The sequence below is a fragment of the Collinsella aerofaciens genome (assembly GCF_028209885.1).
In the GTDB taxonomy this organism is placed as follows: Bacteria; Actinomycetota; Coriobacteriia; order Coriobacteriales; family Coriobacteriaceae; genus Collinsella; species Collinsella aerofaciens_BA.
In genome coordinates, this window is record NZ_JAQLEM010000020.1 from 1 (window position 1) to 12,755 (window position 12,755).

At 48.5% G+C, this 12,755-nt stretch carries 8 protein-coding genes; all 8 read left to right on the forward strand.

Translation table 11 applies throughout. The annotated features are described in order from the left end of the window. Positions 1–85 precede the first annotated feature (85 nt). Positions 86–694 carry a PBECR4 domain-containing protein gene (locus PMX21_RS06350; RefSeq protein WP_271758738.1) on the forward strand — a complete coding sequence of 203 codons (609 nt, stop codon included), beginning with the start codon at positions 86–88 and terminating at the stop codon, positions 692–694. A gap of 852 nt (positions 695–1,546) precedes the next feature. Beyond that, positions 1,547–2,650, forward strand: a complete 1,104-nt coding sequence (locus PMX21_RS06355; RefSeq protein ID WP_271758740.1) for an ATP-binding protein — start codon at positions 1,547–1,549, stop codon at positions 2,648–2,650. 1,279 nt (positions 2,651–3,929) lie between these two features. Next, positions 3,930–4,910, forward strand: coding sequence for a DUF2971 domain-containing protein (locus PMX21_RS06360; protein ID WP_022094836.1), 981 nt, complete (start codon positions 3,930–3,932; stop codon positions 4,908–4,910). 143 nt (positions 4,911–5,053) lie between these two features. Continuing rightward, positions 5,054–5,695, forward strand: a complete 642-nt coding sequence (locus PMX21_RS06365; RefSeq protein WP_022094837.1) for a hypothetical protein — start codon at positions 5,054–5,056, stop codon at positions 5,693–5,695. A 616-nt stretch (positions 5,696–6,311) separates the two neighbouring features. Continuing rightward, complete coding sequence (locus PMX21_RS06370; protein WP_117807058.1) at positions 6,312–7,238, forward strand: DUF4365 domain-containing protein; 927 nt, start codon at positions 6,312–6,314, stop codon at positions 7,236–7,238. 647 nt (positions 7,239–7,885) lie between these two features. Next, on the forward strand, positions 7,886–9,127 hold the full coding sequence (locus PMX21_RS06375) for a hypothetical protein (RefSeq protein WP_271758774.1): 1,242 nt from the start codon (positions 7,886–7,888) through the stop codon (positions 9,125–9,127). A 59-nt stretch (positions 9,128–9,186) separates the two neighbouring features. Next, a complete protein-coding gene (locus PMX21_RS06380; protein WP_271758743.1) occupies positions 9,187–11,418 on the forward strand; it encodes an N-acetylmuramoyl-L-alanine amidase family protein in 2,232 nt (743 codons plus the stop codon). A 268-nt stretch (positions 11,419–11,686) separates the two neighbouring features. Then, on the forward strand, positions 11,687–12,755 hold a 1,069-nt coding region (locus tag PMX21_RS06385; RefSeq protein WP_271758745.1), incomplete at its 3' end, for a glycoside hydrolase family 25 protein.

The following is a 12,755-nucleotide window of genomic DNA, read 5'->3' on the forward strand; positions in this document are numbered from 1 at the left end:
GCGCCTTTAGACGCGAGCCCGGGGCCCGTGGGTTATACCCTAAGAGCAAACCACCCTTTTTAAGGGTGGTTCTGATTGGGGCAGTATGGGTAGGGCTGAAGATCGGAAGGCGATAGTTGCGGAAATTAATCAGGCAGCAAAACTTTATCGCGGTTTTCTTGTCGGAAAGTCATTCATGTACGTTTTCGATGACAGGTATATCGAAGTTATTTATAAGGCCGAAAATTTCAAGCATTTAACTGGCGTAGATAGTCATTTGTCGGCTAAGCAGTTTTTCAAATTGGCATCCAGAGGAAAACTTGCTGCGTCGCAGATCGACTTTTCGAATCGCCATCCCTACGCTCTGTGTCGCAGAAAAGTCCACCATATTGTTCAGCTTGCCTCTTTTGCAACCTCCGCGTGCTTTATGCTCGAAGACATATCAACAAAATCGCAGTGCTATAAGTTTGGAACAACAGACTTGAACTTTTCCTTACTCATGAACTATAGGGGCGGTTGTTATATTGCTGAATCTTTAAGGGACGAAGATTGTTTTTCAAAGGCCCACGATGTGCATCTGGTCACTCATATCTTTTCGAGACAGAACGATAAGAAGCTATATGATTCCCTCTTGTTTAAAGATGGTGAGTTCGATGATTCCCAGCTTCCAAGAACTATTAGGTCTCTCCTAGATCCCTCTCTTCTTGCTCATTAGAAGATTCAAAGACGCGTGCGAGCGCCCATACACTCTCTCCGCTTGCCGCATACTTAAACGATTTACGTCGACTTTTCCCGCTGTTGCAGGGATTCGATCTGTTATGAGTCTGGGCTAGGATTTGATCTTAATACGCTGATGAGTACTGCCACCAGGCATTTCCCAACCCTGTTTATTGGCTTGCCGTGTAGATCGGCGCACTCATGCCTGTTGTCTTGTTGGGCCATCATCGCCGTTGCATCCTGCTTGTTGCTCTGGCCTACCTTTGTGTTTTGTTGCACGGGCCTTCTTATGCTGTGAGTGCGGAAAGCCTGTTTATAGACAAGGTCACGTACTACGAGTCGGGCGTCTCAGAGGCTTCCGAGCCTGGACCGATGCCGACCATCTTGAATTGGACAGCTTCGCGGTCGAGGCATTTGGCGCCAGGGGGAGGCGGGCTTCCGCACCATCTTTACGCCCTATGCCGAGCTGTACCACTACGAGTTCACCTCACGTGGCAGGGAAGAGGCCAACGAGGAAAAGCTGCGCCGCTGGAAACGTGAACAGGCACTGTTCATTCAGCGCTGGCCGGAGTTCTTCTTGACGGGCGATCCGTGGTTGGGGCCGAACTTATCCGCTGAGAGCGAGTACTTCTCGCTTTAGAAAATGGATTTTAGGAAGTCCTTAACTTTCTTTCGCTATGAGCTTGGAAGAAAGTAACGTTGGACTGTCCGTTAAGACAAATTACGAAAGCTCGATACTTCCGCGATACGTTTATACAGACTTATACAACTGGATATAATCGGATATAGTCTACGATAAACTTTTAAAGCTAAGATTGACCAATAATCGATTCCCTAGAAAGGCAAACAAGTGAGCGCCACAGCATTCCATAATCCGTTTCGTCCCACTGCCGGCGCTGAGCCTCCGCGCATAATTGGTCGTGATGATATTGCCCTTGAGTTTACCGAGAGCTTGAATGCGGGAATTGGTGCACCTGCGAGGCTCATGCGCATTGCTGGACCGAGGGGCTCCGGAAAAACTGTTTTGCTCTGCGATCTTAGGGATCGTGCTCGAGAGCTTGGATGGAAGACCGCTATTGTCTCTGCTGGCCCTAACTTATTGCTGGACTTGTGGGATCAGGTTGCTGATTCTTCCCTTGCGGCCAATGCTTCGGTCGGCGTAAACGCCGGCTTTGTTTCCGCGAAAGTTGACGTTGCGCCCAAAGAGCCGAGCCTTAGAAAGTTACTGAGTTCGGCAGCGAAGTCATCCAAGGGTCTTTTTATTGCCATCGATGAAGTTCAGGACGCTCCGATTGACGATATGCGTGCCATTGCGTCTACGGTTCAGCTTTTGATAGGGGAAAAAGTAGATATCGCACTTGCCTTTGCCGGGTTACCCGCCGGTGTTATGGATCTTATTAACGGCAAGGCGCTTACGTTCTTGCGTCGTGCCCTCCCCGAAGATCTGGCGCCTATCAACCAGGTGGAGGTAGCGCTCTCTATGGGCGATAGCTTTGTCGCGACTGGCTTGACCATAGAGGACAATCTCCTGTCGAGAGCCGCTAAGGCCACTAAGGGCTATGCCTATCTGGTGCAACTGGTCGGTTATTCCATTTGGCAGCGCGCCAACTTGCATCGTGCCAAAAGTGCCATTGTGAGCGAGCGCGACGTCACTGAAGGCATTGCGCTGGCAGAGGCTCGTTTTCACGATGTTGTTCACGAGCCCGCGATTTCTGGACTGGGGCTCAACGATATCAAATACCTTTTGGCCATGTGCGAGGATAAACAACAGTCCAAATCATCCGAGATTGCTAAGCGCATGGGTAAAAAGACCAATGAGGTCAGCTCCATTAGGGCAAAATTGCTACAAAGAGAGGTTATTCAGGCACCACAGAGGGGCTACGTGCAGTTTGCCGTGCCGGACCTAGATATCTATCTGCGAGAGAACGCCGAGGAGATTCTCGAACGGTTCTAGGTCGAGTGAGGGCGACGTCATGTTCTTTAAGACTGCTATCAGCGTCGATTGCCATATCGGGTTTTTCTGGGGCGGCAGTCCCCGTGATAATAGGGATGTGGCATTCATCGTCGCCCGCTAATCAGATTTCGTCTATCTATAACATTGCGTGTTTTAATTTGCAGGAACAAAGATATCATTCGCAAAGCGTGAGGGTTATCTTGCCCGTGCACAACTGTTTTCGTTGCTAGACACCAAAAGCAACCCTTTTAGTTGCATGAGACATAATGCAACTGTTTTCGTTGCTATATACCAAACGCAACCCTTTTAGTTGCAAGAGACAAAATGCAACGGTTTTCGTTGCCTGATGCCAAACGCAACTCTTATTAAGTAGTTGTTAGCTTTCTCACATACATTCATTTACAACAGGCATCTACGAATTCAGCCGTCTCATATATTCCTAATAAGGCATGAGAAAATGAACCCGATACATGGTATTCAGCGCTAAAAGAGACGAAATGGACATACCGTCTCTATGCTGCCGATACGGCATCGCGAACAACCCCTTCGCGCGGTTGCCCTTGCCCTTGAGCGACTCAGGGAAGTAGATCTCGTCGAGCTCGCCGCCGCAGCCCCGCCCGGCCCTGAATGGGGGCAGTGGGCCGAGAGGCACTCGATCAGCCTATGGCGCATGGCGTAGGCGGTCTTGAGGCAGACGCGGCTGCGCTCGACCTCGTAGGCGGAGCCGGCCGTGTCGTCGAACGCCGCCGCGCGGATCACGTCCCTGACGGACTCAATCGCGCGGCGGCGCTCGGTCCCGCTCAGCTTCGCCATGTCCCGTTTGAAGGCGATTACCAGGTCCTCGGCGTTCATGCTGCCCCGCGGTCTACGAGGCTAACGATATGGCGCCGTGGGGACAGATGTGTGTCAATCCTGGTCTAACGGAGCTTTTTTAATTGACGCGCCCATATAAATCTTTTCTGCATACTCGACTGCTTCTGCAGCCTCTGCGGCGCTCCGTAATTGGTAAAGCGACCTGACAGAGAGTGGAATTCGATGTCATAGCTGGCGTCTTCATCGGAGGACAAGACTGCTTGATGACTATATGTTTTCATCTCTAGCCATCTCAGGCTATTATAAATATATCCGTTGGCAGCTTTTACGATTTCCGGTACGTTCCAATCGGAATCATTTTTTGGTAGTTGATAGACATGACTTCTGCTTCGTATGTGCATTCAGTATTTTTGCACTGGATAAAATCAACTGCATCTAATTTAGCTAGATCGGGAAGCGATATTGCATGGCGCTAAGCTTGACACAGAAAGAAACATATCGGGAGACGCTGGCTAATCTCGTTGCCAAGCAAAACGATGGCGCCTCCATTGTTTCCGCAAAGAAGGAGCTGGAAGCGCTATCGACTTCTCTCGTCCCGCGAATGCTTTACCGCTATCGACCTCCAAGTGAATACGCTTTTGCCGATCTAGAAAACGCGACTGTTACATTTTCTCATCCAAAGGTTTTCAGCGATCAGTGCGACTCGGTACCGATCTATAACTGGAATGGTATAGATGAAATCGAAAGTAATCTCAATGATGATGAACAAGCGTTAAAGATAATAAATCAAATTGATTTTAGACGACTTGCGTTTGTTTTAGGGGTTCTGGGGGCTCCTTTTAATCCAGCAAGAATAGATGAGTTCGAGATACTATCCGATGAGGGAAAAGTTAGTCTTTTTCGCTCGGCTGTTAAAAACTTGCGCTTATTTGTTGGAGGATTTGTTGCCCCAGTTCATCAGAATAGCTGCCGAAATTGTTGTCGCATTTTGTGCCTAACGGACAATCCTAGCGATTCGAATATGTGGAATGTATATTCCGAAAGCCAAGCGGGTTTCGTTCTTGCTTACGACAGAGAAGCTATTCGCAATTGCAACATAGCTAACGGAATGCGCACTGAATTATTACCAATTTTATATGATGACGAACCATTTAATTGCGACCCTCAAATTGCTTGGACTGCTGCTAGGATGCTTGGTCTTAATGTGAGCAGTGATGACATGCTTAGTGATCTACGGGCAATTTACAGAAAGGGCAGTGTGTTTGAGCGGGAGAACGAATATCGTGCCCGTCTTGTACCAGAGCCAGATGAGCTTGAGATGAATTATGTACAACGCCCATGCAAGCCGTTGCGAGTTATTCTTGGGAGCAGGATGACTCAAGAGGATAAAGAGCTTTGCATTTGCGCGGCGAATAAACTGGATATTCCTGTAGATGAACAGTGCTAGTTATCCTTTAATAGTGCCGTATAGTCAATTATTTGTCAGCTGAATCGGGCGTCAGTAGACTTCTGAGCTGGCGATTGCTATATCTACGGGGGCATTTCGAAAGATAATTTGGTGTAATTTACGTTAACGGGAGTTGCTTGTCTATGAGTTTATCTTTATCAAATTGGGATTACTACTTGGTTCTTGAAAGAGAGCTTGTTAATTCCTTTAATTATGTTGAGCTGAGCAACGATAATTTCTCAACTTATTCAGTTGAATTTGCAAAGATGCTTTTATCGATTTGTTCTGAATTTGATTCGGTTTTTAAAGATTATGTCGAACTTCGATCCGGAAATAGACCATCTAATATCAAGGAAGCATTCGAGTGCCTGTCTGCTTTGAATGATATTGCCTTTGTAAATGAGGTAGTTGACATTGCGATTAACCAGAGTATTTCACTCAAACCTTTTAATGCGTGGATAAATGGAATGTATGCAAAATTAACTTGGTGGGATAGCTATAACGCTGTGAAACATGATCGTGGTACGTATTTTAGAAAAGCTAATTTGGAGAACTGTTTGAATTCACTGGCAGCTTTATTATGTATCGAAATTGTCAGTTTGAAATGTTTTGGAGTTAAGCGTTTGACTCCAGTTAATCGATTGTTTCGTATACCTAACAAACAACTTTGCCGATCATTGCCGGGCCAAAATGGACAATGGGATTTGGTTATCGATTCTAAGGAGCTGAATGAAACATCAAATATGAGACCTGCAAATTTGATGATAGTGAAGAGCGTGAGCTAGCGATACTTTGGATCGCACAAAAAATAGATGGCGTAAGCGTGGGGGGGGTGATGACGTCTGCCTGACGCAAAACGGCTTTCGCACTAGAATCTGAAATAACCACAAGGAAGGTTCTTGAGAAGGATGAGGACCGCAATGTAGATCTTAGCGGACGCCGCGCCCGACATGTTCGCTGAGCCCCACCTCAGCGACGGGACGATCGACAGCTGGTGCTTATCCGCAGGCTCTCCGATCAGGTGCTTAATTCGATCATAGAAGCCGAGGCCGGTCAGCTTCACTGCAGTGGCGTGAACAGCCGGAACATCTATTGCGAATGTATTCTTAAGACCTGCAGCGTCGACATTGTCGTTGCTCTCTACTATGAAGTGACTCAAGTGGTCACCGGGAATTGAGCCCGTGAGCACGAAATACTGAGCAGTTTAATCAAGAGGGCCGCTTCCCGGGGACTGGGGGCGCAGCTCTCGGCCAATGGTTTCACCGGGTGGTTACTCTGACGTGCTCGAGCAGGAAGGATGGAGGAGATGGTCCATGCCCCTGGACACAGTGAGTGCTATTGTTTTATTGGTTATTGTGTCCTTAACCGCTTATTCGATATCAACTGACATGCAGTCTAATTATGTTGGTTGTTATCTTTATTTTGTCGTTATTAGGTGCTCTTGCGCTAAGGCTGATGGAGCTGATTTTTATGGCATATCCTCCGAAACGTCCAAATAGCCACATAATTGATACAGAGGCATGCTCTTTCGTCACCTCCCTTATGCCTTCTGAAAACTGGGTTGTTCGAGACTTAACAGAACGTGATTTTGGAATCGATAAAATTTTTGAGCGCTTTGAAAACGGATTCGCTACTGGTGAATTAATGGCAATTCAGGTGAAGGGAACAAACAAGCCACTCGAAGATAAACCTGAAATTCCATTTTCCATTGATACGAAGACGCTTTTATACGCTGAAATGTTTGCAATACCTTTTCTTTTAATTAGATGTTCTTTAGCGGATGATGGAGCGTGCTATTTTGTCTGGTTGCAAGAGTATATTCGTGTTCGATTGAATTTCGATAATTCGTCTTGGCGAAAGCAAAGGTCAAATACTATTTTAATTCCAACTTCTAATAGATTGGGCGATACCTCTGCTGAAAGTCGGTTAATCCATATCTCTCGGTTTCCAAAAATGAAAGAGTCATGGATCAAATATTATATAAATACATGTGATTTAGCGTATCGACTTCCGAATTATATTGAGGATGATACCGTCACATTAGATTTCGCAATACAATACGTTTTGCCTGTTCTTGATAGCCTTGAGAAGGCTAATAACATGCTTGGTTTAATTTCCAACCACTTTGTCGCTACTAAATTGAGCCAAGCTATTGAGCTTGGAAAACGTATATGCGACAAAGAGTTTGAAAGCGAATTAACTGATTCGTTTTTTAAATTCGTTTGCCTGTGTTCTGATGTACGCAAATCTATAGATGTGCTATCACTTAGATTCGATGTCGATCATATGAGGTTTTTATATGAGTCCGAAGGCATGGCGGAGTATTAGTGCTCTCTTTTTTTCTGCGGGTTGAATGTAATGCGGGATTTCTTGTCGGATACTTTAATCTACTGCTTATCTTCAAGAAAGACCTGAAAGGTATTTTGTTTGACTACGTTTGTGCCTAAGTTGCTTTGAAAGCATGGATTTTAGAGAATAATCCCCGAGCCTTGCTCCGTGTGGCGGCACGTAAAAGTTGTACTGTGCTTGGGCAGGTAAAAGTCCAAGACGATTAGATATCCGAGAGGATATCGAGCCCGCGTCGGGGAGATAAGGTGAGTCCGCGCCGGGGACTTTAATTCCGGCGGCAATTAGGTTTCCGAAAGGATGCCGTGGCTGGCAGCCAGCAGAAAACCGCTCTACACACTCCTTCCGCGTGCCGCCTGCTCAAACGATTTGCGCCGAAAAGGATATCCGGTTTGTGCCATAAGACGTTGCTGTCGACAATGCACGGGACGGCAAGGACGTGGCGGCTCTCATCAAATTGCAGTCACAAAGATACCTTTTATCGATTTCCTGTTGAAAAACTAAATTGATAGTCTGAGAATAACTTAAGAGAGCCTTAAATCTCGGAGAAAGGATGTCGTATGAATAACCTTCGAGAAAGATGGCGAGGACTAACAGCGCTGGGAGTTGCTGTATTTGCCGCCGCCTGCATGACGGTTGCCCCGGCGCCCTCATTTGCTGATATTGATTCTCTCGTTGGTCTTCAATATATTGATCATAGCGAGTCTCGCAATTTGACAGGTTTCTCTGTTTCTCGTCCTGCTGGAACGTATTATTTCGACAACGATGGCTCGATGCAGACCGGACTCGTTCGGTGCGAGGACGGCAACCTTCGCTATTTCGATCCCGAGACTGGCGTCATGGTCACGAACCAGTGGTATAACGATTACGAAGCCGTTTGGTACTATTTTGGCGCTGACGGGACCGCGGTGTCGAACTGGCAGCTTATCGGCGGGGATTGGTACTACTTCTATCCCGAAAACCACGATATGGCATACGGCCGAGTTCAGATTGATGGCAAAAACTACTTCCTGAACACCCCTGGCGCCAATGCTGATGGCCGCATGCAGCATAGTGGCTGGATTTATGACTCCATCTATGGAAAGTGGCTCTATGCGACTTCCAGCGGCGAGCTGTTGACCGGTTGGCATAATATCGGTGGAACTTGGTACTATTTCAATGAGTACGGTGTCATGCTAACTGGCTGGATCAACGATTCGGGCACCTGGTACTACGCCAACGCCTCCGGCGCGATGGCCACTGGCTGGCTCAACATCGGCGGTACGTGGTTCTATCTCGACGGCTCGGGCGCCATGGTTGCTAACGGCTGGCGCAGCCTGGGCGGCTCTTGGTACTGGTTCAGCGACTCCGGCGCGATGGCTACCGGCTGGTTCCAGGTGGGTGACTCTTGGTACTACGCCAACGCCTCCGGCGCTATGGCCACTGGCTGGCTCAACATCGGCGGTGCGTGGTTCTATCTCGACGGCTCGGGCGCCATGGTCGCTAACGGCTGGCGCAGCCTGGGTGGCTCTTGGTACTGGTTCGACGATTCCGGTGCGATGGCCACCGGCTGGCGTCAGGTCGGCGGCGCCTGGTACTACTTTAGCGGTTCCGGCGCTATGGCCCACGACGCCTGGGTCGGCGACTACTACCTCCAGTCTTCCGGCGCCATGGCTACGAATGCCTGGGTTGGCTCCTACTATGTCGGCGAGGACGGCAAGTGGATTCCGGACTACGGTTTAGTTTGGTATAAGAGCGGTAGCGATGTTTACCATACGCATAAGTGTCGTACCGTTGGCAAGGACGCAAAGGGCTATTCGCAGATCTCTATCCAGGAGGCCCGGAGGCGCGGTGCTTTACGAGAGTGCAAGAACTGCCAACAAATTGGCTAACGCATTATTGAGCTAGTTTTGATTGAGGCCCCGTTGCCCTGAGGTGACGGGGTCGCTGCGTGATTGGATACCGTGCTGCTATGAAGAAATGCTCATTCGGGGTGTTGGTCTTTTCGGGCCTTGTTTCTTTGGGACTCCTTTTGGGTTCGCCCTCGATGTTATACGCCCTTGATTCGAATAACACTGACGAAGGTCCCGCATCTAACGTTGCTATTGCTTCTGTCGAGTCAGGCGTTGATGCTCAGCGCGAATCGACCTTCGCTGTCGAGCAGAACTCTCAGGTTGATAATGAGACCCCTTCTGAGGTTTCGAATCAAATTGTTTGGCATCAGGGGTGGATATCACCCGAAGAAGGGGCTGGTTATTGGCGTTGGGGCTTGTCCGACGGAACAATCGCTGTTTCTTCTTGGAGACACATAAACGGTAGCTGGTACTGGTTCGACGACGAAGGTCGAATGGCTCAGGATGGATTGGTTCAAGTCGGGGGTGCAACTTATGGATTCTCCTCTTCGGGTGCAATGCGTGTCGGTTGGTACCTAGATTCTACAGGCCCCACTTCTGCTTGGCGTTATTTCTCCGGTTCTGGCGCCATGGCAAAAGGCTGGCTTTCAGACGGCAGCAACTGGTATTGGCTGGATGATGAGGGCAAGATGGTCCACGATACAATGCTGCAGATCGGGGAAGCCACGTATGGATTCTCCTCTTCTGGCGCAATGCTTATCGGATGGCACCTTGATGCTTCCGTCTGGCATTATTTCTCCGGCTCTGGTGCCATGGTGAAAGGCTGGCTCTCGGATGGGGGTCGTTGGTACTGGCTTGATCCTGCAGACGGTTCTATGGCCACCGGGTTGAAAGAATGTAATGGCACTTCTTATAGCTTTAACAGCTCAGGGGCCATGCTCTCCTCCCAGTGGGCTCTTATTGACAACAACTGGTATTACGCTGACTCCAACGGCTTACTGCATGGAGGCTGGTTACTTCTAGGGAATTCTTGGTATTACCTGGATCCAGGAAGCCATATTATGCTCACGGGCTTTATGCAAGTGGAGTCGTCCACCTATTTCCTTACGAGTTCAGGCGCCATGGCAACAGGCTGGGCACTTGTTGATGGTACTTGGTATTACGCCGCATCAAATGGAGCTATTCAACGAGGACGATGGATAAAGTTCGGAAGCGCCTGGTATTATCTTGATGATGTATCCGGCGCAATGTGTACTGGTGAATTCGCGGTAGGAAACACGCGCTATTTTTCTTATGATTCCGGTGCGATGGCATCTTCGTGCTGGATTAACTTGAGCGACGGTATGGCATGGGCGAATTCGTCTGGAGCACTGAGCGAGCCGTTGCCTACTTCATCTGATGGATCTCCCGTAGTCGCTGATCGTGCTGACTCGTCTTCATTGCCAGGTGTGATTCATATTGGAGACGCGGTTTTCTATGCGGATGCAAACGGTGCCGTCAATGTAGCATCTGGTTGGATTATGTCGAAAGACGCTTCTGACGAAAGCGGCAATACTTGGTATTACGCATCTTCCAATGGTGTCCTTAAGTCTGGTTGGCAATATGTTAACGGTGCGTGGTATTGGATGGATCCTTCCACCTACAAGATGAAGACCGGATGGCTCAATGACCGCGGCACGTGGTACTGGCTTCAGCCTTCGGGCGCTATGTTTGCTAACGGGTGGCTGAAAATCGATGGCGTCGACTACTACTTCAATGCAAGTGGTGCATGGTTGAATACGTCTGGTTCTGTTTTGGGGGTTAATAGGTCCAGCCTGGTCAATTGGCTTATGAGCCACGAAAACGATGGCTATTACCGTGGAACACCCTACGATACGCATCTTAGCCAAGAAACATGCATGTATCCAAAGGGTGATCCTCGTTGGGATGGGTATACCGGTATGAACTGCGGCGGATTTGTATCGCATGCGTATATGAAAGCGGGCGGTAATTTAGCTCCCATTGCCGCCGAGCAGAGCCATTCCCCTTGGAGTGGAGGTCCCGGAAGGGGCGGCTGCGTTAACGCTTATCGTTGGTACGGCTACGCTATCGATACGTGCGCGAACGTGACTTATTTCAACTCTATTGATGAGTTGTTGCGCAGTGGCTTGGCTCGTAAGGGGGACATTGTGTTCTTCAATCCTTACAACCCATATGCCGACGATAGCCACATTGGCTTTTTCTGGGGCAATTCGCCGAGCGAAAATTTGTTCTGGCATAGTGATGGTTATGGAAACCGCATCTCCGGTTTGACCGCTTTGGGTCCATCGAAAGTAATATTGATTCGTTAGAATTCTGAGTTGTAGGGGACTCTCTGGGTCCCCTACCTTTTTGACATCTAGTTTGAAAGTTTATTTGAAGTCGGTATTCTTGGGGGGGGGGTAAGAGTAGGGACTAGGAGTCCTTGGTTTCACCCTGCTGGGAAGTTCTTGTTTACATTGTGGTATTGCGTGCAGTTATTTGTCGTCCTAGATGGCATCTTGTCCAGTTGGATGTTCGGAAATCTTTCACAGCCATGCTGTAAGCTAAACGCAAACAAGAACGAATGACGAGGTTTACATGAGCAAACATCTTAAGTTATTTTCGGCATTGTTGGTGCTGATGGTCCTTGCGCCCATTTCTGTGTTTGTTTTCCCCTCGAACGCGGAAGCTGCGCGGTCCCTAGTTGAGAATTCCTGGCGTTATGAGGATGGGCAATTGGTCGCAGAGGATGCTTCTTCCGAAGAAGATGGAATAGCCTTATTGTCCATGGACATTCTTCCCGATGGGGCTACGGCGCAGGGCATCGATGTCAGTGAGCATCAAGGACGTATTGACTGGAATGCTGTTAAGGCTTCTGGTATCGATTTCGCTATTCTGCGTGTTGGATTTGGCGCTCCATCTTGGGGCGGTCGAGTTGACTATCAATTTAATCGAAATATTTCTGAGTGCGAGCGACTCGGAATTCCCTACGGCGTCTATATCTATTCATATGCTTTTGATAATCAGCAGGCAGCCGATGAGGCATCAATGGTGATCAATTGCCTTTCTGGACATAATCCAAGATTGCCGGTGTATTACGATCTTGAGGATAACTCGATAATTGCAAATGGACGTCAAACCGGAATTGCATCGAGGGCGCAGGTTTTTTGTAATAGGATTTCTGCCGCAGGATATGAGCCTGGTATTTATGCAAATTTAAATTGGTTTAACAACATTTTGACTGACTCTGTATTTAAGAGTAGCTCTTGGGATCATTGGATTGCTCAATATAACTCGCAATGTGACTATACCGGCAATTACAGTTTTTGGCAGTATAAGAGCAACGGAAAAGTCCCTGGAATCAACGGCAACGTTGATATGAACTACGCGTATGTTGATGTCTCCCTTTATCATTGGCAACTAATTGACAGCACCTGGTATTATGCAGCCTCCAACGGCAAGGCGTATGCCGGATGGTTGTTTCAGAGCGGCACGTGGTACTGGCTCGAGCCCGACGCGGGCGGTGCCATGGCAACCGGCCTTCACGAGTGCAACGGCTCCCTGTACTGGTTTAATTCGTCCGGCGCCATGGCGACCGGGTGGGTCCTCGACGGCGGGACCTGGTACTACGCGACTGGCTCCGGCGCGCTGGCGCGCGGCCCCGTAT

Excerpts from the sequence above, each read along its gene's own strand:
- PMX21_RS06350 (WP_271758738.1), top strand. The coding sequence starts at position 86 with ATGGGTAGGGCTGAAGATCGGAAGGCGATAGTTGCGGAAATTAATCAG.
- PMX21_RS06360 (WP_022094836.1), top strand. The coding sequence starts at position 3,930 with ATGGCGCTAAGCTTGACACAGAAAGAAACATATCGGGAGACGCTGGCT.
- PMX21_RS06365 (WP_022094837.1), top strand. The coding sequence starts at position 5,054 with ATGAGTTTATCTTTATCAAATTGGGATTACTACTTGGTTCTTGAAAGA.
- PMX21_RS06370 (WP_117807058.1), top strand. The coding sequence starts at position 6,312 with ATGTTGGTTGTTATCTTTATTTTGTCGTTATTAGGTGCTCTTGCGCTA.
- PMX21_RS06375 (WP_271758774.1), top strand. The coding sequence starts at position 7,886 with ATGACGGTTGCCCCGGCGCCCTCATTTGCTGATATTGATTCTCTCGTT.